Origin of the sequence: Ramlibacter humi, from assembly GCF_004681975.1 — a bacterium.
In the GTDB taxonomy this organism is placed as follows: Bacteria; Pseudomonadota; Gammaproteobacteria; order Burkholderiales; family Burkholderiaceae_C; genus Ramlibacter; species Ramlibacter humi.
The window spans coordinates 200794-223371 of sequence record NZ_SMLK01000004.1 but is presented as its reverse complement, the minus strand read 5'-3'; the positions used below and the strand labels follow the sequence as shown (position 1 = coordinate 223371).

18 protein-coding genes and 1 pseudogene are annotated in these 22578 nt (G+C 69.4%); 9 read left to right on the top strand and 10 right to left on the bottom strand.

The features are described from left to right. Positions 1 to 1296, bottom strand: a complete 1296-nt coding sequence (locus EZ216_RS14120; protein ID WP_135250419.1) for an O-acetylhomoserine aminocarboxypropyltransferase — start codon at positions 1294 to 1296, stop codon at positions 1 to 3. A 107-nt stretch (positions 1297 to 1403) separates the two neighbouring features. On the opposite strand from EZ216_RS14120, the gene EZ216_RS14115 reads away from it, so the two are divergent. The 5 genes from EZ216_RS14115 to EZ216_RS14095 all read left to right on the top strand — a co-directional run bounded on the left by EZ216_RS14115 (position 1404) and on the right by EZ216_RS14095 (position 7068). After that, entirely contained in the window at positions 1404 to 1868 is a 465-nt protein-coding gene (locus EZ216_RS14115) for a CBS domain-containing protein (RefSeq protein ID WP_135250418.1), read from the top strand. 133 nt (positions 1869 to 2001) lie between these two features. Further along, positions 2002 to 3099 carry a chorismate synthase gene (gene aroC, locus EZ216_RS14110; protein ID WP_135250417.1) on the top strand — a complete coding sequence of 366 codons (1098 nt, stop codon included), beginning with the start codon at positions 2002 to 2004 and terminating at the stop codon, positions 3097 to 3099. Position 3100: 1 nt separating this feature from the next. Next, entirely contained in the window at positions 3101 to 4282 is a 1182-nt protein-coding gene (locus EZ216_RS14105; protein ID WP_135250416.1) for an MFS transporter, read from the top strand. Between the two features lie 185 nt (positions 4283 to 4467). Further along, positions 4468 to 6600, top strand: coding sequence for a hybrid sensor histidine kinase/response regulator (locus EZ216_RS14100; RefSeq protein WP_135250415.1), 2133 nt, complete (start codon positions 4468 to 4470; stop codon positions 6598 to 6600). A gap of 15 nt (positions 6601 to 6615) precedes the next feature. Next, positions 6616 to 7068 carry a tellurite resistance TerB family protein gene (locus EZ216_RS14095; RefSeq protein WP_135250414.1) on the top strand — a complete coding sequence of 151 codons (453 nt, stop codon included), beginning with the start codon at positions 6616 to 6618 and terminating at the stop codon, positions 7066 to 7068. A gap of 265 nt (positions 7069 to 7333) precedes the next feature. Here EZ216_RS14095 and EZ216_RS14085 read toward each other — a convergent pair whose 3' ends face one another. Together EZ216_RS14085 and EZ216_RS14080 are read right to left on the bottom strand one after the other, a co-directional pair. Beyond that, a complete protein-coding gene (locus EZ216_RS14085; protein WP_135250412.1) occupies positions 7334 to 8263 on the bottom strand; it encodes a hypothetical protein in 930 nt (309 codons plus the stop codon). Further along, positions 8208 to 9056, bottom strand: a complete 849-nt coding sequence (locus EZ216_RS14080; protein WP_135250411.1) for a hypothetical protein — start codon at positions 9054 to 9056, stop codon at positions 8208 to 8210. The genes EZ216_RS14085 and EZ216_RS14080 overlap by 56 nt, the downstream gene beginning before the upstream one ends. A 189-nt stretch (positions 9057 to 9245) precedes the next feature. On the opposite strand from EZ216_RS14080, the pseudogene EZ216_RS14075 reads away from it, so the two are divergent. Next, a pseudogene (locus EZ216_RS14075) lies at positions 9246 to 9495 on the top strand (short-chain dehydrogenase); the annotation flags it as partial. Between the two features lie 3 nt (positions 9496 to 9498). Here EZ216_RS14075 and EZ216_RS14070 read toward each other — a convergent pair. Genes EZ216_RS14070 through EZ216_RS14055 form a run of 4 tightly spaced genes read right to left on the bottom strand, consistent with a single transcriptional unit; the run spans position 9499 to position 12667 of the window. Then, the gene (locus tag EZ216_RS14070) at positions 9499 to 9879 is read right to left on the bottom strand and encodes a response regulator (RefSeq protein ID WP_135250410.1); all 381 of its coding nucleotides are present in this window, start codon (positions 9877 to 9879) and stop codon (positions 9499 to 9501) included. Between the two features lie 46 nt (positions 9880 to 9925). Further along, entirely contained in the window at positions 9926 to 11542 is a 1617-nt protein-coding gene (locus tag EZ216_RS14065) for an MFS transporter (protein WP_135250409.1), read from the bottom strand. Continuing rightward, complete coding sequence (locus EZ216_RS14060) at positions 11542 to 12177, bottom strand: retropepsin-like aspartic protease family protein (RefSeq protein WP_135250408.1); 636 nt, start codon at positions 12175 to 12177, stop codon at positions 11542 to 11544. The genes EZ216_RS14065 and EZ216_RS14060 overlap by 1 nt, the downstream gene beginning before the upstream one ends. A 4-nt stretch (positions 12178 to 12181) precedes the next feature. Continuing rightward, positions 12182 to 12667, bottom strand: a complete 486-nt coding sequence (locus tag EZ216_RS14055; protein WP_135250407.1) for a YajQ family cyclic di-GMP-binding protein — start codon at positions 12665 to 12667, stop codon at positions 12182 to 12184. A gap of 45 nt (positions 12668 to 12712) precedes the next feature. Here EZ216_RS14055 and murB point away from each other — a divergent pair, with 45 nt between their 5' ends. From murB to EZ216_RS14040, 3 genes are all read left to right on the top strand, one after another. Continuing rightward, the gene (murB, locus tag EZ216_RS14050; RefSeq protein WP_135250406.1) at positions 12713 to 13762 is read left to right on the top strand and encodes a UDP-N-acetylmuramate dehydrogenase; all 1050 of its coding nucleotides are present in this window, start codon (positions 12713 to 12715) and stop codon (positions 13760 to 13762) included. Positions 13763 to 13877: 115 nt separating this feature from the next. Further along, positions 13878 to 15686 (top strand): autotransporter assembly complex protein TamA, encoded by a 1809-nt coding sequence (locus EZ216_RS21990; protein ID WP_135250405.1) that lies wholly within the window; start codon positions 13878 to 13880, stop codon positions 15684 to 15686. 12 nt (positions 15687 to 15698) lie between these two features. Further along, positions 15699 to 19427, top strand: a complete 3729-nt coding sequence (locus EZ216_RS14040; protein WP_135250404.1) for a translocation/assembly module TamB domain-containing protein — start codon at positions 15699 to 15701, stop codon at positions 19425 to 19427. A 556-nt stretch (positions 19428 to 19983) separates the two neighbouring features. Here the strand turns inward: EZ216_RS14040 and argG are convergent. From argG to EZ216_RS14025, 3 genes are all read right to left on the bottom strand, one after another. Then, entirely contained in the window at positions 19984 to 21318 is a 1335-nt protein-coding gene (argG, locus tag EZ216_RS14035) for an argininosuccinate synthase (protein WP_135250403.1), read from the bottom strand. 14 nt (positions 21319 to 21332) lie between these two features. After that, a complete protein-coding gene (gene ppnP / locus EZ216_RS14030) occupies positions 21333 to 21650 on the bottom strand; it encodes a pyrimidine/purine nucleoside phosphorylase (protein ID WP_135250402.1) in 318 nt (105 codons plus the stop codon). Positions 21651 to 21826: 176 nt separating this feature from the next. Next, positions 21827 to 22498 (bottom strand): glycine zipper 2TM domain-containing protein, encoded by a 672-nt coding sequence (locus EZ216_RS14025; RefSeq protein ID WP_135250554.1) that lies wholly within the window; start codon positions 22496 to 22498, stop codon positions 21827 to 21829. Positions 22499 to 22578: the final 80 nt, after the last annotated feature.

Below are 22578 nucleotides of genomic sequence, written 5' to 3'. Positions count from 1 at the left end.
TCAGACTTTCTCCGCCGCCTTCAGCGCGCGCTTCAGGTCGTCGATCAGGTCGTCCGGATCTTCCAGCCCGATGGACAGGCGGATGGTGCCCTGCGTGATGCCGGCGCCCGCCAGCGCGTCGTCGCTCATGCGGAAGTGCGTGGTGCTGGCCGGGTGGATCACCAGCGAACGGCAGTCGCCCACGTTGGCCAGGTGGCTGAACACCTTCAGCGTCTCGATGAACTTGCGTCCCTGTTCGCGGTTGCCGCGCATGTCGAAGCTGAACACCGAGCCCGCGCCGCGCGGCAGCAGCTTCTTCGCCAGTTCGTGGCTGGGATGGCTTTCCAGCATCGGGTGGCCGACGCGGTCGACGAAGGGGTGCGATGCCAGGAACTGCACCACCTTTTCGGTGTTGCGCATGTGGCGTTCCATGCGCAGCGGCAGCGTCTCGATGCCCTGCAGGATCAGCCAGGCGGTGTGCGGGCTCATGCTGGCGCCGAAGTCGCGCAGGCCCTCGCGCCGGGCGCGCAGCAGGAAGGCGCCGACGGTGGATTCCTCGCTGAACACCATGCCGTGGAAGCCGTCGTACGGCGCGGTGAGTTCCGGGAAACGGCCCGAGCGTTCCCAGTCGAAGCTGCCGCCGTCCACCAGCACGCCGCCGATGACGGTGCCGTGCCCCGACAGGAACTTGGTGGCCGAGTGGTAAACCAGGTCGGCGCCGTGCGCGAACGGCTGCATGAGCCACGGCGAGGTGAGGGTGGAGTCCACCAGCAGCGGCACGCCGGCCTCGTGCGCGATGGCCGAGACGGTGGGGATGTCCAGCACGTCCAGGCCGGGGTTGCCCACGGTTTCGCCGAACAGCAGCTTCGTGTTGGGGCGGATGGCGGCGCGCCAGCCGTCGATGTCGCCCGGCTTGACGAAGGTCGTCTCGATGCCGAAGCGGCGCATCGTGTAATGCAGCAGGTTCTGCGAGCCGCCGTACAGCGCCGTGCTGGCGACGATGTGCGAGCCCGAACCCATCAGCGTGGCCACGGCCAGGTGCAGGGCCGCCTGCCCGCTGGCGGTGGCGATGGCGCCGATGCCGCCTTCCAGCGCCGAGACGCGCTGCTCCAGCACCGCGTTGGTCGGGTTGCTGATGCGCGAGTAGACGTGGCCCGCACGCTCCAGGTTGAACAGCGCCGCCGCGTGCTCGCTGGACTCGAAGACGAACGAGGTGGTCAGGTGGATGGGCACCGCGCGGGCGCCGGTGGCGGGGTCGGGCGCGGCGCCGGCGTGCAGCGCCAGGGTGTCGAAGCCGGGGTCTGAATGGCCGGGCATGGGGGTCTCGCGTCCCTTGTCTCGTTTGGGGGTGCGCCGGATTGTGGGCTATATTCATCCGCACTTCATCCGCATCCGCCAGCAGCGCCGCACCGAGGAGACCAGCCATGAAAGTCAGCGACATCCTGCGCGTGAAGGGCAACACGCTCTACACCGTCGCCCCCGACGAGCCGCTGGCCCGCGCCATCGAGGCGATGGCCGAGAAGGACATCGGCTCGCTGCCGGTCATGGCGCACGGCGACCTGGTGGGCATGCTCACCTTCCGCGAAGTGATCCAGTGCATCGTCGCCAACCAGGGCGTGGTGGGCGAGAAGCTGGTTCGCACGGCGATGGACGACCACCCGCTCACCTGCACCATGGAGACCGAGCTGGACGAGGTGCGCCGCATGATGCTGGAGCGGCACGCGCGCTACATGCCGGTGATGGACAAGCGCATGCTGATGGGCGTGATCAGCTTCTACGACGTGGCCAAGGCGGTGGTGGACAGCCAGAACTTCGAGAACCGCATGCTCAAGGCGTATATCCGCGACTGGCCTTCGTCGGACGATTCGCAGCCGACGGCGCAGCTCTAGCGCTCACCCCGGCGCCGTCCCCGCGGAGGCGGGGACCCATGGCTTGCATTGGCAGCCCCGCGGAAAGCGGACGCCATGGATTCCCCTCTCCGCGGGAATGGCGCCAATCGGCCCTCTGGAATAATCCGGACGTATGAGCGGCAACACCTTCGGCACCCTGTTCGCGGTCACCAACTTCGGTGAATCGCATGGCCCCGCCATCGGGTGCGTCATCGACGGCTGCCCGCCCGGCCTGGAACTGTCGGAAGCGGACATCCAGCCCGACCTGGACCGCCGCCGCCCGGGCACCAGCCGCCACGTCACGCAGCGCCAGGAAGAAGACAAGGTCGAGATCCTCTCGGGCGTGTACGAAGGCCAGACCACCGGCACGCCCATCTGCCTGTTGATCCGCAACACCGACCAGCGCAGCAAGGACTACAGCGAGATCGCGCAGACCTTCCGTCCCGGCCACGCCGACTACACCTACCTGCACAAGTACGGCCTGCGCGACCCGCGCGGCGGCGGCCGTTCGTCCGCGCGCCTCACGGCGCCGATGGTCGCGGCGGGCGCCGTGGCGAAGAAGTGGCTGGCCCGCCGGCACGGCATGGCATTCCGCGGCTGCATGCAGCAGGTGGGCGAGATCGCCATCCCGTTCGAGTCGTGGGACCACGTCCCCAACAACCCGTTCTTCGCGCCGGTGGCCGACGTGTCGCAGCTGGAGGCCTACATGGACCAGCTGCGCAAGGCCGGCGATTCCTGCGGCGCGCGCATCCGCGTCACGGCCACCAACGTGCCCGTGGGCCTGGGCGAGCCGCTGTTCGACAAGCTGGACGCCGACATCGCCTGGGCCATGATGGGCCTCAACGCGGTGAAGGGCGTGGAGATCGGAGCCGGCTTCCAGAGCGTGGTGCAGCGTGGCACCACGCACGGCGACTCGCTCACGCCGCAGGGCTTCGCCACCAACAACGCCGGCGGCGTGCTGGGCGGCATCAGCACCGGGCAGGACCTGGAGGTGTCCATCGCCATCAAGCCCACCAGCTCCATCATCAGCCCGCGCGACACGATCAACACGAAGGGCGAGGCCACGCAGGTCGTCACCAAGGGCCGGCACGACCCCTGCGTGGGCATTCGCGCCACGCCCATCGCCGAAGCGCTGCTGGCGCTCGTCGTGATGGACCACGTGCTGCGCCACCGCGCGCAGAACGCGGACGTGCAGCCCGCGCTGCCGCCCATCGCCGCTTCCTTCCTCTGAAGTGAGCGCACAGGCGCCCACCCGGCACGCGCTGGTGCCGTTCGCCGGCCTGTCGGCCACCTACTTCGCGCACATCGGGTTCTTCAACCCGTACCTGCCGCTGTGGCTGAAGCACCTGGGCCTGCCCATCGTGGTGATCAGCCTGCTGACTTCGGTGCAGTCGTTCACGCGCGTGTTCGCGCCGTATGCATGGGGCGCGCTGTCCGACCACACGGGTGAACGCGTGCGCCTGCTGCGCTACAGCGCGGCAGCGGCGCTGGTGTGTTCCGCCGGGCTGTGGTTCGACGGCGGCGGCGCGTGGTGGATCGCGCTGGTGCTGCTGCTGCTGTTCACCCACACCAGTTCGATGATGTCGCTGACCGAGGCGGCGATGGCGCACCTGGTCGCGGGCGACTGGGGCCGCTACGGCCGCGTGCGCGTCTGGGGATCGGTGGGTTTCATGGCGACCGTGTTCGCGGCCGGCGCCTGGTTCCAGCGCTTCGGCATGGGCCACTTCCCGGGATGGACCATGGTGTCGCTGGTCGGCGTGCTGGCCTGCACGCTGTGGCTGCCCGACACGCGCGAGAAGCCATCGGCTGCGCACCCCGGCGGCCAGCCCATAGGGCCCGTGCTGCGCCAGCCGGTGGTGCGCTGGTTCTTCGCCTCGCTGTTCTTCCACATCATGTCGCACTTCGCGGTCTATGCGTTCTTCTCGCTCTTCCTGGACGCGCGTGGGTACGGCAAGGCCATGATCGGGCTGCTGTGGGCGGTGTCGGTGCTGGTGGAGGTCGCGTGGTTCTTCTCGCAGGGCCGCCTGCTGCCGGCCTTGCCCATCACGCGCTGGCTGTGGGTGTGCGGCCTCGCGTGCGTGCTGCGCATGGGCTTGACCGGCGCGCTGGCCGGTTCGCTCGCCGCATTGTTCGTGGCCCAGGCGTTGCACGCGCTGACCTTCGCCACCCACCACACGGCCTGCATCGCGACCGTGACCCGGCACTTTCCCGGCCGGCTGCGCGCCCGCGGCCAGGCGCTGTTCACCGTCATCGGCTACGGCTTCGGCGGCGTGATCGGCGTGGTGGCGGGCGGCGCCCTGGTCTCGCGGCTGGGCTACCAGGCGCTGTTCGGCGCCGCCGTCGTGCTGGCCGCGGCCGGCACGCTTTGCGGCTGGCGCACGGATCGGCTCGAACGCGCGGCCAACGCAAGCTGATGCACATGTTACGCGGCTGAACCAGGCCCGGCTGCTAGCGAAAGACTAGCAGCCGAGCCAGTCGATCCGAGGCTGTGGCATGGCCGACATGGTACTGTCATCCGCATTCGCGGGAGGGGCCGCGCACATTCGAGGCCCGGCTGTGAAGCTTTGCCGCTACCCTGATTTGATACCCGTGCTTTCCAATGGCCGCGCTGTCCACGTCAGAGCAGATCCTGAAGACGCCGCTCCGGCAGACGCCGGAACGGCAGGACCCGGTCGGCCCCACGCCGGCGGACGCGCAGTACCTGCACGAGACGCTGCACCAGAGCGAAGAGCGGCTGCAGCTGGCGCTGGAGGCCGGTGGCATGGGCATCTGGCAGGCCGACCTGCTGACCGGCCTGAGCACGTGGTGGCCCGGCATGGACCGGCTGCACGGCCTGCCGCCGGGCGCGCCGCCGCTGCACGGCGAGGACTATTTCCAGGTGGTCGACCCGCTTGATCGCGAGCGTGCCCGCCTCGCCATGGCCGAGGCCATCGAACACAGCGGCTGGCTGCGCGAGGAGTTCCGCGTGCGCTGGCCCGACGGCACGATGCGCTGGCTGGAGGCTCGCGGCGTGGTCCGCCGCGACGAAAGCGGCCGCCCCATCTCGATGGCCGGCGTGTGCATGGACGTCACGCGCCGCAAGCTCACCGAGCTGGACCTGCAATTCCTCGCCGAAGCCAGCGCCGAGCTGGCGAACGTGGACGACTACGGCAGCACCCTGGAGCGCATCGCGCACCTGTCGGTGCCGCACTTCGCCGACTGGTGCGCCATCGACCTGCTGCAGCCCGACGGTACGCTCAGGCGCATGGCCGCCGCCCACGTGGACCCGGCCAAGGTGCAGCTCGCGCACGAGCTGCACAAGCGCTACCCGCCCGACCCGGCCAGCCCCGCCGGCACCTGGAACGTGCTGCGCACCGGCCAGGGAGTGATCGTGCCGGAGATCACCGACGAGATGGTGGAGCTGGGCGCTTCCGATCCCGAGCTGCTGATCATCCTGCGCACGCTGGGTCTGTACTCGTACATCGGCGCTCCGCTCATCGCGCGCGGCAAGACGATGGGGGTGCTGACCTTCATCACCGCCGAATCGCGGCGGCGCTACGCACCCGAGGACCTGGCCCTGGCCGAAGACCTGGCGCGCCGCGCGGCGGTGGCCATCGAAAACGCGCAGCTGGTGGAAGCCCTGCGCGAATCCGACAAGGCCAAGGACGTGTTCCTCGCCACGCTGGCGCACGAGCTGCGCAACCCGCTGGCGCCGATCTGGAACGGCCTGTCCATCCTCAAGCGCGCGCGCGGCGACCCGTACCGGCTGGAGCAGGTGGGCGGCATCATCGAGCGGCAGGTGGGCCAGCTGTCGCGGCTGGTGGACGACCTGCTGGACGTCTCGCGCATCAGCGCCGGCAAGATCGAGCTGAAGCTGGAGCCGACCAACCTGGTGCACATCATCAACGCCGCGGTCGAGATCAGCCGGCCGCACATCGAGGCGGCGCACCACAAGCTGTCCATCTCGTACCCCAGCGTGCCCACCGACCTGCTGGCCGATTCCGCGCGGCTGACCCAGGTGTTCTCCAACCTGCTCAACAACGCCGCCAAGTACACGCGCCGCGGCGGCCGCATCGACGTGGCCATCGACGCGGCCGGCGACGAGGTCACCGTGGGCATCCGCGACAACGGCATCGGCATCGCGCCGGAGATGCTGGGCAAGGTGTTCGGGATGTTCACCCAGGTGACGCAGCCGCGCGAGCGGCGGCAGGGCGGCCTGGGCATCGGGCTGTCGCTGGTGGACGGGCTGGTGCGGCTGCACGGCGGCCGCGTGGAGGCGCGCAGCGACGGGCTGGAAAAAGGCAGCGAGTTCGTGGTGCGCCTGCCGCGCGAACAGTCCGGACCGCGGCGGCCGGCGGCGGCGGCGCCCATCGTGGCGGGGCCGGCGCCTTCGGCCCAGGCGCGCCGGCTGCTGGTGGTGGACGACAACGAGGATGCGGCCAGCACGGTGGCCGACCTGCTGCGCATGTCGGGCAACGAAGTGCTGGTGGCGCACGACGGCGCGGGCGCCGTGAAGTGCATGGCCGAATTCCGGCCCGACGTGGTGCTGCTGGACATCGGGTTGCCGGACATCGACGGCTACGAAGTGGCGCGGCGCATCCGCCGCCTGGAAGGCGTGCGCCAGCCCATCCTGATCGCGCTGACCGGCTGGGGCGCGCAGCAGGACAAGGACGCGGCCGCGCGCGCCGGCTTCGACCACCACTGGACCAAGCCGGTGGACCCGGCGCGCCTGCAGGAACTTTCCACGCGTTGAGCAGGTCCCTCGGGGATGTTCCAAGGGCTGCGCGACTTCCTGGATTCGCTCACCGACGGCCTGGCCGAGCCTCATCCCGACAACCTGCCGCTGGCGTGCGCCGTGCTGCTGGTGGAAGTCATGCGCGCGGAGCCGCAGGTCTCGCCCGCCGCGCGCCAGGCCGTGATGGCCGGCCTGCGCCGCCGCTTCCGGCTGGGCGACGAGGCGCTCACCGCGCTGATCGCGATGGCCGAACAGGCTTCGCGGCACGCGTCCGACTTCCACCAGTTCACCTCGCAGCTGAACGACGCGCTGGACAACGCCGCGAAGATCGCGGTGGTCGAATCGATGTGGCAGGTGGCTTACGCCGACGGCGCGCTTGGCGACCACGAGCAGCACCTGATCTCGCGCATCGCGGGATTGCTGAACGTGACCCACGGCGAGTACATCGCCGCCAAGATGCGCGCGAAAGAGGCGGCGGGCCTGTAGGCACGCTCCGACCCGCGCGGACCGCGCAGTTCTACAGCGTTGCGCGCGGGCGCTTGCCATAGTGGGCGCCGAAAAGGAGCGACCCCATGGACGAGAAACCCGGCGCGAAGAACGCGCAGCGCGGCGCTGGAAGACCTGACCGACGAGCGCATCGAGGAAACGCTGAAGACCAACATCTTCGGCTACATGTACATGGCCCGTGCCGCGCTGTTCGAGGCGGTCAGCAATCGCTGAATGTCACGGGGTTCCATCGCGCAGATTCTTTTCAGAGGTTGACGACGACCGCACCCGGGTCAATGTCGATAAGGCCCTTGTTGAGGCCTCGGCCGTATTCGACCAGCACATTGGTGTACCAGTCGGTGTTGGCCTGATAAGTGTTGGAATTGAGATTCGGGATGATCTCATGGAAGCCAACGTCGAGTTGGACGGCATCGCGCGGTTCGTGTCGCTCGTAATGCGTGTCTGCGCTCAAGTTGCGGCCGCTCACGTCGAGTTCACGATACGAGGCCGAAGCAAGGGCGGCGAGATCGGGCGCGCTCCTATGGAAAAGGTAGCATCCGCAGCTGAGGATGTTCGACATGCCGGTCGCCCATGCCATGTGCTCGATCTCAATTTTGATGATCGGCACGACTGCAGCAGGTTGGGTTAACTCGAAAAGGAAACGCATTCCGGGTATGCCGCAACCGTTCTTGGCGATGGGTTGCGAGCTGTCCGAGCGACGGCGCAAGATGGTGCGCGCGGCACCGATCTGCGGCACAACAGGGGCGAACAGTTTGAACCCGGATAGCACGGTCCACACCGGTGCCTCAAGGACTATCCAAATGAAATCCCACTTGGTCGCCCAATCGGTGCTGTAAATCGCATGATCGATGACCTGATTGATGTCTCGGATTGGACCCGCACGACCAAGCAGCACACCATCATAAGGATTGACCGGGGTGCCGCCCCCCTTCTTGCCAAACAGCCTGAATTGCACCTGGCCACCCGACGCACCCGAAGCATCCCAGCCGTTGTCGGCCGAGCTCACGATGATTTTGTCCACCGCCTGCGGACTTTCTCGAAGATCGACACCGGCAAAGCCGACTGTGCTTTGAGCGTAACCGGTCAGGGTGTTATCGGCAAAGATACCGGTAAGCCCGCTACCGCCTGTCATGGAGCCGAACTTGGGAAAGTTGGTTACGTCGATACGCGACACTAGCTGATCCTCTGTCCAATAAACCAAATGTCGGAACCATCCTGGCCGACGCTGCCGCGACAAGCCCACGTTCTAGGCAATGCCACGGTTCCGAAGTGTCCAGCGCCCATAACCGTCCGCTGGCACAACGCGAACACTCGCCGTGGAATGGGTGCAAGAAGGCCACCAAACCATTCGAGCTATAAAACCCGATGATCGATCCAATCGGATTATCGGTCTGATTGTAACCAACGGCCGGCGGAGATACCGGCAGCAACGATGGTCGTGCGAGCGGTCGCAGCGCCGACATCATCAAGCAATGTCCTTGATGAAAGTTGAAAATACCAAGCGTTGTTTGCGCCGTGCTTGCGTTGGTGCCATCGAGCAATGTTGGGATAAACGAGCTCACGCCGAGGGTCGAAAATACGGTGGCGGCATCGTCCAGAATAGTCCGGACAAAGGTACTAATGCCGATTACGGGTATGACCTGCGCTGGGGTCAAGGTAACAGGCGACCCTGTCCCGCTCACGGCACCAAGCATGGTCAAACCCGTGATGTCTGCAAGTTTCGCCAACGTCATCGCTTTGTTAACGAGCTTCGCCGTCGAGATGATGTTGTCGGTAAGGTTCGCTTGACCTCCCGTGCCGTTGGCATTCGACAACTTGGTCGCCAGCTGCGCGGTCATCGTTGCGGCGAAGTTCGGATCGTCACCGAGCGCGGCGGCGATCTCGTTGAGCGTGTCGAGAGTGATCGGCGCCCCGTCAACAATCGGCGCCATGATAAGGATGGCGATCTGATCCAGTGACAAGTTCACGGTTCGCCATTGCGCATGGCCGGGACGATATGCTCTTCCGACGCCGTGAATCAATGCGGACACTCAATCGTGACTACGCAAAAGTCTCAATAGAGATCGAGCCCGAAATGTAGCGATTGGCGTCGGTCGTTTCGAGCAACAATACCACCCGCCGAATAGCGATTGGCGGCCGTATCGACCGCTGTTACCGCCTCTGCACCGTACCTGATGGCGGGCGCGTCGATAATCGACACCGGATCGGGTGATGGGCCTTCGCGGCAGCGGTTCGCTGCTGGATTACTCCGTGACCAAGGCGCGATCCATGCGTTCACCATGTCGCTGGCGCCCGGCCCAGCCGGAGGAGCTGTCGCCCGCGTACGTGTTCCTGGCCGCGCCTTCGTGCGCGAGCTACATCACGGGCATCGTGCTGCCGGTGACGGGGTCGGTGGGCGCCAGCTGAGGTTCAGGCGGCTTGCCCGAGGCCCGCGCACCAGTCGATCAGGGCCTCGGTTTCCATCGCCTTGTCGAACACGCCGTCGCTGCCCAGCGCCAGGCACTGTTCGCGCACCAGCGGGTCGGCCGTCGCGGTGAGCACGACGACCTTGCGCGCGGGGTCGCGGTGCTTCAGGGCCCTGAGCACTTCGGAGCCGTGACCGCCGCGTTCCAGCACCAGGTCGACGATGGCGATGTCCCAGGCGTGCGCCGGGTCGGTGAGCCAGGCGATGGCTTCCTTCGCGCTGGCGCTCTGCCCGACGGTGCGCACGCCCGCCAGTTCGGCCAGCGCCTCGGCCAGGCTTTCGCGCAGCGTGTCGTGGTCTTCGACGATGTAGGCGTTCAGCGGCAAGGCGGTACTCCTGCGCCGGATGGTAGCGGAGCGCCTGCCCGGCCGCTCACTCCTGCTCGATGACGTAGCGCGTGATCTTGGGCGGCGCGTCGCCCAGCTGGAACGACAGCCGCAGGTCGCGCAGCTGGGCATCGGCGGCGGTGACGCGGTCGAAGCGGCGCAGGTGCTCGGTCCAGGATTCGTCGGTGATCTGCTCCACGTAGCGCCCCGGCTCGATCAGGTCGTGCAGCAGCTGCCAGGCCAGCGCGCCCTGGCGCAGCCGGCTGCGGCGGCTTTCCTCCATCACGCGCGAAAACTCCTCCGCGCGCGCGGGGTCGATCAGGTACTCCACGCGAACCACCACGCGGCCCGACTTCGGCGGCGCGGGGATGTCGGGCACCTTGATCACGTGCGAGGGCGTGAGGTCTTCCTCCGTGCCGCGGTCGGCCACCAGCTTCTGCACCACGTACATCAGGAACACGCCGGTGAAGGCCGCCACCGTCAGGCTGTCGCGCACGCTGCCAAAGGTGGCCACCTGGCCCCAGAACGCCGCGCCGGCGGCGGTGGAGCCCATCAGGCACATCTGGTAGATGGACATGCCGCGCGCGCGCACCCAGTCGGGCAGCGCCATCTGCGCGGCGACGGTGAGCGAGTTGGCCACCGTGATCCACGCCATGCCGGACACCGCCATCGCGGGCACCGCCAGCCAGACGTTGGGCGCGTACGCCACGGCCAGCGTGCCCAGCGCCTGCAGCACGGTGCCGGTGAACACCAGCCGCTGCAGCGGCAGCCAGGCGCGGATGCGCGGCATGTTCAGCGCCGCGAAGATGGCGCCCGCGCCCATGGACGCCAGCAGCAGGGTGAAGGTGCCCGCCGCGCCGCCGGGCAGCCCGCGCGCCACCAGCGGCAGCAGGGCCAACTGCGCGGTGGAGTGCAGGAAGAACATCGAGATGCGCAGGAAGATGCCGCGCAGCCGGCTGGACTGGCGCACGAACTGCAGGCCCACGCGCATGGCGCTGGTGAGGCGCTCGCGGCCGAGCGGGCTTTCCTTGTGCTCGCGCCGCCAGCGCATGATGACGAAGCCGGCGCCGATGGAGAGGCAGGCGTTCAGCACGAACACCCAGGCGCTGCCCAGGCTGGCGATCAGCGCGCCGGCCACCAGCGGGCCGATGATGCGCGAGCCGTTCATGGCCACGCCGTTGAGCGCCAGCGCCTGCGGCAGCTGTGGCCGCGGCACCACCTCGGGGATGATGGCCGCGAACACCGGCCAGCGCATCGCCAGGCCCACGCCGTTGGCGAAAGTGAGGGCGAGCAGCAGCGCGGGATTCAGCGCGTCGAACAGGATCACCCCGCACAGGATGCAGGCCACCGACGCCACCCAGAATTGCGTGACCATGAAGTAGCGCCGCCGGTCCAGGATGTCGGCCAGCGCGCCGCTGGGCAGGCCGAGGAAGAACACCGGCAAGGTGGACGCCGACTGCACCAGCGCCACCCACAGCGGCGACGGCGCGATGGACGTCATCAGCCACGCGGCCGCGACGTCGTTCATCCACATCGTGGTGTTGGCCGCCAGCCAGGTGAACCACAGCATGCGGAACACCGGGATGCCCAGCGGGCCGAAGGCGGTGACCGCCGGGGGCGCCATCGGGGGCGCCTGGAGGGTGGCTTGCTCGGGGTCGGCCATCAGTAGCGCCGCTCGAGGACCATCTGGTCGTTCTCGCGCCGCATCTGGAACCGGTTCAGGAAACTGTTGCCCAGCAGGATGTAAGGCATGGACGCCTGGCTGACGACGGCTTCCACGTCGCGCACTTCCACGTCGCGGATGCGCACGCTGGACAGCGTCACGCGCCAGCCCAGGGTCATGCCGTTGGCGGTGCCCATGCGCACGGGCTGGCCGCCCTTGTAGTCGATGCCCAGGCGCTCGGCGTCGGCGGCGCCCATGCCGATGCTGGTGGCGCCCGTGTCCACCATGAAGTAGGCGGCCTTGTCGTTGATGCGGCCTTCGGTGAGGAAGTGGCCGCCGCTGCCGGCGGTGAGCACGATCTTCGCGCCCTGCGGCGCCGCGGCGCCGCCCACGCTGGCCGGCGCCTCGCCCACGCGCAGCGTCAGGCGCCTGCCGTCGACTTCCACCACCGCCTGGTCGCCGGCGGTGGAAACCACCTTCACGCCGCGGTGCGTTTCGCCCGGCGCCACCGGCTTGGGCGGGGAGCCGTCGACGATGAGCAGGGCGCGATTGCCCATCATGCCCTGCAGTGCCACCTGGGCCCAGGCGGGCGCGGCGGCGCAGGCCAGCGCCGCGACGAGCGCGAAAGTCCTCATGCGGTCAGTCGCGGAAGTTGTTGAAGGACAGCGGCAGGTCGGCGACGTCCTTGCGGATCAGCGCCATGGCCGCCTGCAGGTCGTCCCTCTTGGCGCCGGAGACGCGCACCGCGTCGCCCTGGATGGACGCCTGCACCTTGAGCTTGCTGTCCTTGATGAGCCGCTGGATCTTCTTGGCGGCTTCGCTCTCGATGCCGCTGCGCACCTTCACGACCTGCTTGACGCGGTCGCCGCCGATCTTCTCGGACTTGCCCCGGTCGAGAAAGCGCACGTCGACGTTGCGCTTGGCCAGCTTGTTCGTGAGGATGTCCTCGATCTGCGACAGCTGGAAGTCGGCATCGCCGAACAGGGTGATCTCCTTGTCCTTGATCTCCAGGGCCGCTGAGGTGCCCTTGAAATCGAATCGGGTGGAGATTTCCTTGCTGGCGTTGTCGACGGCGTTGCGCACTTCGACGAGGTTGGGCTCGCAGACGGTATCGAAAGACGGCATTGGTGAGGTTCCCGGCGCCTTGCGCGCTTGGGCCACAATTGTCCCATGATCGTGGAGCAGAACGTCTCCCTGGCGCCGCACAACAGCTTCGGAATCGTGGCGAAGGCCCGTGAACTGGTGCGCGTGCGCAGCGAAGCCGACATCGTGCAGCTGCTGGCCGACCCGCAGCTGGCCGCCCGGCCCAAGTTCATCCTGGGCGGCGGCAGCAACATCGTGCTGACCGGCGACGTCCGGCCGCTGGTGCTGAAAGTCGAGATTCCGGGCCGCCGGGTCGTCGAGGACGGCCCGCGCGCCACCGTGGTGGAGATCGGCGCGGGCGAAAACTGGCACGAAGCCGTGCGATGGACGCTGGACCAGGGCTTCGCCGGCCTGGAGAACATGGCGCTGATCCCCGGCACCGTGGGCGCCTCGCCGGTGCAGAACGTGGGCGCCTACGGCGTGGAACTGCAGGACCGCTTCGAGTCGCTGGATGCCATCGACCTGCAGACCGGCCGCATCTTCACGCTGGACGCCGCGCAGTGCGCCTTCGGCTACCGCGACTCGGTCTTCAAGCACCCGCCGCCGGACGCCGGCAGCGCGCTGGGCATGGGCCTGGCGGGCCGCGCGCTCATCCTGCGCGTGCGCCTGCGCCTGCCCAAGCCGTGGAAGCCGGTGCTGGGTTACGCCGACCTGGAACGCAGGATCGCCGAAACCGGTATCCGGAACCCGGCGGCGCGGCAGGTCTTCGACTGGATCTGCGCCATCCGCGGCAGCAAGCTGCCGGACCCGCGCGTGATCGGCAACGCCGGCAGCTTCTTCAAGAACCCCACCGTCACGCCTGAGCAGTGCACCGACATCATCGCGCGCGAGCCGGGCATCGTGCACTACCCCATGCCCGACGGGCGCGTGAAGCTGGCCGCGGCCTGGCTCATCGATGCCTGCGGCTGGAAGGGCAAGTCGGTGGGCAACGCCGGCGTGTACGAGAAGCAGGCGCTGGTGCTGGTCAACCGCGGCGGCGCCACCGGCGGCGAGGTGGTGACGCTGGCCCGCGCCATCCAGACCAGCGTGTACGAGCGCTTCGGCATCCGGCTGGAGCCGGAGCCGGTGGTGGTGTGAGCCGGCACGGCCCGGCAGCAAGCTGAGCGGTTGTCGGCATGGGCCTACGCGTCCGGCCGCCGAACCTCTTCATAGTCATGTCCGGCCGCACCGCCGCGCGGCCTGCCTTCGCCGGATGACAGATCGCCGCCCCTGGTTCGCCCGTTCGCTGGCCGTGCTCTGCACGGCGGTGCTGGCGTGCGCTGCGGCGGCGCAGGACGTGGAGCCCGCGCCCCCACCGGCCTTCAACATCGACGTGCGCGTCGCCGACAAGGCGGTGCGCGAGCTGCTGCAAAAGCACCTGGAGCTGCAGCGCTACCGCGAGGTGAGCGACCTGGACGACGCCGAACTCGCGCGCCTGCTCACGCTGGCCGAGCGCGACACGCGCGAGCTGCTGGGCACGCTGGGCTACTTCGCGCCCAGGCTGTCCATCCGGCGCGAACCCGGCACGCCGCCCGCCGTGGTGGTGGAGGTCGACCCGGGCCCGCCCGCGACCATCGGCGGCGTCGAGGTTTCGTTCGATGGCGACATCGCCACCTCCGAGGAGCCGCAAGCCATCGTGCAGCGCGCGGAAATCCGCGAGCACTGGCGCCTGCCCGCCGGCCGGCGCTTCACGCAGGAAAGCTGGGACAGCGCCAAGGCGCAGGCGCTGCGCGAGCTGGTGGCGAGGCGCTATCCCGCGGGCCGCGTGGGTTTCAGCATGGCCGACGTGGACGCCGCGACGCAGAAGGTGCGGCTGGGCCTGAAGCTGGACTCGGGCCCGCTGTTCCGCCTGGGGCCCATGCAGGTGACGGGCGTGGACCGCTACGACCCGGTGCTGGTGCCGCGCCTGGCGCAGCTGACGCCGGGGCTGGTGTACGACGCCGACCAGATCCAGCGCGCGCAGTTGCGGCTGGTGGGCAGCGGCTACTTCGATTCGGCCTTCATCTACGTCGATCCCGCCAGCCCGCCCGAGGCGGCGCCGGTGCAGGTGAACGTGCGCGAGTCGCCGCTGAAGAAACTGGTGCTGGGCGTCGGTTTTTCGACCGACGCCGGGCCGCGCGGCACGATCGAATACACGCACAACAAGGTGCCCGGCCTGGGCTGGCGGGCGGTGAACAAGCTGCAGCTGGACCGCAAGAACCCGCTCATCAGCACCGAACTCACCGCCGTGCCCGGCGAGGACCTGTGGCGCTGGGGCGTGGCCGGCCGCATCGAGCGGCAGGACGACGGCCAGCTGGTCACCCACAGCCGGACGCTGCGCCTGGGCCGCTCGCGCACCGAAGAGCGCATCGACCGCAACGTGTACGTGCAGTACGACCGGTCCAACGTGCACGCCGACGTCGGCGCGCCCGCGCCCGCGGACACCGGCGACGGCACGTCCATCAGCGCCAACTACGTCTGGACGGGGCGCTACTTCGACCGCCAGCCTTATCCCACCAGCGGCTTCTCCCTCGGCGCGGAACTGGGCGCCGGCTTCACGCTCACCGGCAGCCGCAGCCCGTTCCAGCGCACGGTGCTGCGCTGGCTGGAGATCCATCCGCTGAAGGACGGCCGCATCCAGTGGCGCGCCGAGGGCGGCGCGGTCCTCGCCAGCCCCAGCGCGCGCGTGCCGGCGACGCAACTGTTCCGCACCGGCGGCGACACCACGGTGCGCGGCTATGGCTACCGCGAGATCGGCGTGCAGCAGCCGGGCGGCATCGTCGGGCCGGGCCGCTACCTGGCGGTGGGCAGCATCGAATACCAGAAGCCGATCCGGCGCGGCGGCGTGGAGACCAGCTTCGAAGGCGCGGCGTTCATCGACGCGGGCGCCGTGGCCGACCGTGCCACGCAGCTGAGCCCTTCGGTGGGCGTGGGCGTCGGCGTGCGTTACCGCAGCCCGCTGGGCCCGCTGCAGGTGGACCTGGCTTATGGCGTGAAGGCGCAGCGCTTCCGGTTGCACGTGAACCTGGGCACGACGTTCTAGGGGCCCGGGACGATGCGCGCGCTGAAGTGGATCGCCGGCAGCCTGTTCGCCCTCGTGGTGCTGGCGGTGGTGCTGGTCGCGGCGATCTGGTGGTGGGCGGGCACGGAAGGTTCCGCGCGGTTCGCGCTGGAGCAGGTGGCGAAGCGCCAGCCCATCACCGCCGAGGGCGTGACGGGCTCGCTGCGGCACGGCTTGCGCATCGAGCGGCTGGCGTGGTCGCAGGACGGCCTGCAAGCCGAGGCGAAGAACGTCGAGCTGGCCTGGCAGCCGCTCGCGCTGCTGCAGCGGCTGCTGAAGCTGGATCGCCTGACCGCGTCGGAAGTGAGCGTGCGCGACCAGCGGCCGCCCACCGGCGGGAAGCCGCAGCCGCCGCGCGCGCTGGGCTTGCCCCTGCGCGTCGCGGTGGACGACTTCGAGGTGGGGCGCTTCACGTGGGCGGGCGGCTCGCCGGTGGAGCTGCGCGACCTGGCGGCGAGCTACGGGTACGACGGTTCTTCGCACCGGCTGGACCTGCGCAATCTGCGCGCATGGGACGGCACGTACCGCGGCGAGGTGCGGCTGGGCGCGGCCGAACCCTTCACGCTGAACGCCTCGCTGCAAGGCCGCGTGGCCGCGCCGGTCCCCGGTGCCGGCAGTCCGTTGCCACTGGTGTTCGATGCACGAGCGGACGGGCCGCTGGCGGGCTTCGACCTGCGCGGTTCGGTCCAGCCTGAAGGGACGCAGGCTGGACCAGGCGCTCAGGCACGCGTCACCGCGCGAGTCACGCCCTGGGCCGCCATGCCGCTGGAGCGCGCGCAGGCGGACTTCGAAGGCTTCGATCCCGCGGCGCTGTGGGGACAGGCGCCGCACCTGGTGCTCTCCGGCGCCGTGAGGACCGCGCCCGCCGGCACGTCCACCTGGACCTTGAGCGGCGACCTGCGCAACGCCGAGCCCGGCCCCTGGGACAAGCACCGCGTGCCGGCCAGCCGCGTGAAGCTGGAAGGCGAGTGGCGCGCGCCGCATTTCGTGCTGCTGCGTGAGCTGGACGCGGACGCGGGCGGCGGGCGCGTGCGCGCGCAAGGCGTGTGGGAGGGCGAGGACGCGTGGAAGGTGGAAGCCGCGCTGGCGGGCGTGAACCCCGCGGCCGTTCACACCGCGATGGCGCCGCTGCCGTTGAGCGGACGCGCGACGGTGCGCGCCCAGGGAGCGGCGTGGTCATTCGACACGGAGCTCGCGGCGTCCGGCGCGCGCGCGCGGCAGGCGCCCGCGTCCAACGAGATCGCCGCCACGGTGGGCGCGCTGGAGCTGCGCTCGCTGCGCGCACGGGGCCGCTGGGCCGAAGGGCAACTGGCGTTGCCCCTGCTGCAGGTGGCCACGTCGGACGCGAAGCTGGATGCGGCGGTGGACGTGCAGCCCAGCGCCCGCAGCGGCCGCGGCCGCGCGCAGCTGGAAGCGCCGGGGCTGCTCCTGCGCGGCGTCGGCTCGGTCGGCCCGCGCACCGGCGGCGGCACGGTGAAATTGAATGCGGACGACCTGGCCGCCGCGCAGCGCTGGCTGCAGAAGATCCCCGGCGTGCCGGAAGCGCTGCGCTCGCCGCAGGTGATGGGCCGCGGCGAACTGCAGCTGGCGTGGCAAGGCGGCTGGGACGATCCCACGGTGCAGGGCACGCTGTCGCTGCCGCTGCTGCAGGCCGTCGCGCCTCCGGGGCAGCCGGCGCTCTGGGCCGTCCGCGATGCGACCGCGAAGCTCGACGGGCGCCTGGCGGATGCGCGCGTGGATCTGCGCGCGCAGGCGCAGGCCGGCACGCGCGCGCTGACGCTGGAAGCGGCCGGCCGCGGTGGGCGGCGCGCGAACGGCGCATGGCAAGGGCAGCTCGCTTCGCTGGTTGCCTCGCTGCGCGACAGTGCCATTGGCCCCGGCCCGTGGCGCGTGACGCTGCGACGACCGATGGACTTCAGCTGGCAGGCGGGACGTTTCGAGGCGGGCGCGTCGGAAGCGGTGCTGGCGGCGCCGGTGACCAACGGCGCGCCTTCGCAGGCGGAAGTGAGCTGGGATCCCGTGCGATGGTCGGGTGGGCAGCTGCGCACCGCCGGCCGCATCACCGGCCTGCCGATGACGTGGATCGAACTGGTGGGCGGCCCGCAGTTCGCGGGTTCGGCGTTCAGCGGTGACATGGTGTTCGACGCGCAGTGGGACGCGCTGCTGGGCGACACGATGCGGGTGCGCGCGTCGCTCGCGCGCCGGTCGGGCGACGTGGCGGTGATGGCCGAGACCGCCGAAGGCGCCAGCGCGCGAGTGCAGGCCGGCGTGCGCGAAGCGCGCGTGACGGTCGAAGGCGAGGGCGAGTCCATCACCGCGGCATTGCGCTGGGATTCCGAGCGGGCGGGCACCGCGCAGGCGCGCTTGACGACGCGTCTCGCGCGCGCGGGCGGCGGCTGGTCGTGGCCGGAGGACGCGCCCTTGTCGGGACAAGTGCGTGCGCAGCTGCCGCGATTGGGCGTGTGGTCGCTGGTGGCGCCACCGGGTTGGCGATTGCGCGGCTCGCTCAACGCCGACGTGAACGTCGCGGGCACGCGCGCGGAGCCCAGTCTCACCGGCACGCTGGCGGCGGACGACCTGGCGCTGCGCTCGGTGGTGGACGGCATCGCGCTGCATGACGGGCGGATGCGCGCGCGGCTGGAAGGCCGGCGGCTGGTGGTGAGCGAGTTCACGCTGCGCGGCAGCGGCGCGCAGGGCGGCACGGTCACCGGCTCGGGCGAAGGCGGCTGGATGCGCGATGGCCTGCAGGTGCGGCTGGATGCGCGGCTGGACCGCTTGCGCGCGAGCATCCGCACGGATCGCGAGCTCACCGTGTCCGGCACCGTGCAGGCGAGCATGGATTCGTCGTCGGCGGCGGTGCGCGGGCAGTTGCGCGTGGATCGGGCGCGCATCGTGCTGCCCGACGAGACCGCGCCTGCGCTGGGTTCGGACGTGGTGGTGCGCAACCTGCCGCCGGGCGTTTCGCTGGGCCGCAACGTGCCGCGCGAGCCTGAGAAGCAGCAGCCGCGCAGCAGCGGTCGTCCGCTCGTGCTGGCGGTTGCGCTGGACCTGGGCGACGACTTCCGCGTGCAGGGGCGCGGCATCGGGACGCGGCTGGCGGGCACGCTCAACGTCGGTGGCGAAACCATCACCGCCCCGCGGCTCACCGGCGTGATCAACACGGTGGGGGGCGAGTACCAGGCTTACGGCCAGCGCCTGGACATCGAGCGCGGCGTGCTGCGCTTCACCGGGCCTGTCGACAACCCCGCGCTGGACATCCTCGCCATCCGTCCGCGCATGGCGCAGCGCGTGGGCGTGCAGGTGACCGGCACCGCGCAGTCGCCGTTCGTGCGTCTGTACGCGGAGCCGGATCTGCCGGAGGCGGAGAAGCTGTCGTGGCTGGTGCTGGGGCGGGCTTCCGCATCGGGCGGGGCGGAGACGGCGCTGTTGCAGTCGGCCGCGCTGGCGTTGCTGGAGAGCCGGTCGGGGCGCAGCGGGGGGAAGGGGCCGGCGGCGCTGTTGGGGCTGGATGAATTGGGGTTCCGCCGGGACAGCGCGGAAGGGCCCGCTGTGACGCTGGGGAAGCGGTTGGGACAGAACCTGTATGCGTCGTATGAGCGGAGTTTGTCGGGGGCTCTGGGGACGCTGTATGTGTTTTATGACTTGTCGCAGAGGGTGACTGTGCGGGCGCAGGCTGGGGAGAGGGCTGCGGTGGATTTGATCTTCACGTTTGCGTATGACTGATGTTGTGAGGTGGTCGGGCTTGGAGGCCGTGCGGGGCGCGGCGGGTAGCGCCTGGCGCGGCCTCATGCTCCAGCGGCCGTGCTTCGCCTTCGGCTCGCACAGGCTTCCCGCCGAATCGGCCGGGCCCGGGACGGCCGGCGCAACTCGTTGCGAGCTGCGCTCGCCACTCAAACACTCACCGGAGCTAGAGGACAGTCGCATCACGCGCTGTCGCGCGTGATGCTGTCCCGGGCCCGGCCGATTCGGCGGCGCTTCCGAAATCGGCCGCGCCAGGCGCCACCCGCCGCGCTGGGACCAGCGTGCGGGTTCGAAGAAGGAATTCCACCTGCATCGCGCGGCCTCTCAACGGCGTCATTCCCGCGAAGGCGGAAATCCATCGCTTCCACTACGGCCGTTGAATGCGGACGCCATGGATTCCCGCCTCCGCGGGAATGACGCCGAAGCCTACGCGAAGTGTTTGATCGCGACAGCGCTCAAACATCGCCGGAGAATGAACCCAGGCCGGGCACCGCCTGGCGCGCCGCGCGGCCTTCAAGCCAACCCCGGATTGCGCGCCTTACTTCTTCTCGCCGATCTGCGGCAGCGAAGCCCCGCCACCCACCGACAGCAAACCGCTCTTGCTGTAAATCCCCAGCTTTTCGCGCGTGTCGACGATGTCCAGGTTGCGCATGGTGAGCTGGCCGATGCGGTCCTTGGGCGAGAACGGGGCGTTCTCCACCTTCTCCATCGACAGGCGCTCGGGCGCGTAGGTGAGGTTGGGCGACTCGGTGTTCAGCAGCGAGTAGTCGTTGCCGCGGCGCAGTTCCAGCGTCACTTCGCCGGTGATCGCACGCGCCACCCAGCGCTGCGCGGTCTCGCGCAGCATGATGGCCTGCGGGTCGAACCAGCGGCCCTGGTAGAGCAGGCGGCCCAGCTTGCGGCCGTTGTCGCGGTACTGCTCGATGGTGTCTTCGTTGTGGATGCCGGTGACCAGGCGCTCGTAGGCGATGAACAGCAGCGCCAGGCCGGGCGCTTCGTAGATGCCGCGGCTCTTGGCTTCGATGATGCGGTTCTCGATCTGGTCGCTCATGCCCAGGCCGTGGCGGCCGCCGATGCGGTTGGCTTCCAGGATCAGCTCGACGGGGTCGGCGTATTCCTTGCCGTTCAGGGCGACCGGCTGGCCTTCCTCGAAGCGCACGCGCACTTCCTCGGCCTTCACCTGCACGTCGTCGCGCCAGAACGCCACACCCATGATCGGGTTGACGATCCTGATGCCGGAGTTCAGGTGCTCCAGGTCCTTGGCTTCGTGCGTGGCGCCCAGCATGTTGCTGTCGGTGCTGTACGCCTTCTCGGCCGACATCTTGTAGGCGAAGCCGGACCTGGTCATGAACGCGCTCATCTCGGCGCGGCCACCCAGTTCGTCGATGAACATCTGGTCCAGCCAGGGCTTGTAGACCTTCAGCGCGGGGTTGGTCAGCAGGCCGTAGCGGTAGAAGCGCTCGATGTCGTTGCCCTTGAAGGTGCTGCCGTCGCCCCAGATGTTGACGTCGTCTTCCTTCATCGCGGCCACCAGCATGGTGCCGGTGACGGCGCGGCCCAGCGGCGTGGTGTTGAAGTAGGTCAGGCCTGCGGTGGTGATGTGGAAAGCGCCGGCCTGCAACGCGGCGATGCCTTCCTGCGCCAGCTGCTTGCGGCAGTCGATCAGGCGCGCCTTCTCGGCGCCGTACTGCATGGCCTTGCGCGGGATCTCGTCGTAGTCTGGCTCGTCGGGCTGGCCCAGGTTGGCGGTGTACGCGTAGGGGATGGCGCCCTTCTGGCGCATCCAGTGCAGCGCGGCGCTGGTGTCCAGGCCGCCGGAGAACGCGATGCCGACTTTCTGGCCGGCGGGCAGGTGTTCGAGGATGGTGCTCATGGCGTGTGCGCGGTTCAGCCGAAGTGGCAGATGTAGTGGTAAGGCTCCGTCACGCGGATCTCGAAGCTGGTGTTGCCCGGCACGCTGAACTTCTCGCCCACGCCGGACTTCTTCCACTCGCTGGTGCCGGCGAGCTTGTACTCGCACGAGCCGCCCACGCATTCCATGATCTCGGGCGCGCCGGTGTTGAAAGTGAGGGTGGCAGGCAGGATCACGCCCACCGACTTCTTCGTGCCGTCGGGAAAGGCCAGCGTGTGGCTCACGCACTTGCCGTCGAAATACACGTTGGCGCGCGTGGTCACGCTGACGCCGGCCAGGGTCTCGGTGGTCATGGGAAGGCTGCCGCTAGGGGAAACCCATGATTTTACCGAGCAGGCTGGGGCTGATCCGCCGAATCCAGCCGGGCTGGCGGCGCGCAGGGAAGGGCAGCCGCCAGAATCCGCCGCCATGGCCGCCAAAGAAAAACCGCCACGGTCGTGGCGGTTTTTTCGTGGGTGCCCGCGAGGGCTCAGCGCCAGTGGCGGTGATGCCCGCCGCCCCACACATAACCCAGGGACAGCGATACCGGCGGGTAGTAGTACGGGCGCGGGTAGTAGGCCGGGTACACCACCGTGCTGGGCACGACGACGGTGGGCGCCGGCTGCACGTAGACGGGCGCCGCCGCGATGGGAGCGGTCTGCACCGGTGCCAGCGTCTGCGGCGGGGGCGGCGCGGCGTTGACCGGCGTGACCTGCAGTTGCACGGTGGGGCCCGGGTCGTTGGGCATGTTCACCTGGTATTGGCGGCCGGCGTATTCGTACACCACGTTGTAACTGGTGGCGCGGTTCTCGTAGAAGGTCTGGGTCGTGCACTGCTGCACGTTCTGCAGCTGCGTGCGGTTGCCGCCTTCGAGGTTGTTGCCCAGCACGGCGCCGCCGAGCGCGCCGATGACCGTGGCCACGCCGCGGCCGCTGCCGGCGCCGATGGTGCTGCCGATGGCGCCGCCCGCGATGGCGCCCATGACGCCGCCGGCGCCGGTGGTGGGCTGCTCGACCGCCACGGCCTGCTGGTTGCAGATTTGGCGCGGCACCGCGACCTGCTGGATCACGGGCGTGGTGGACAGGACGCGGCCGACTTCCTGCGCCTGGACCGCGGCGGTGCCGGCCAGGGCGGCCAGCGCGATGACAACGGATTTCTTCATCATGGGGGACCTCGCTTTCCTGAAGGCCATGCGCAAATTCTAGGCAGGTGCTGTCGCCGCCGGGTACCGCATTGGTAAAG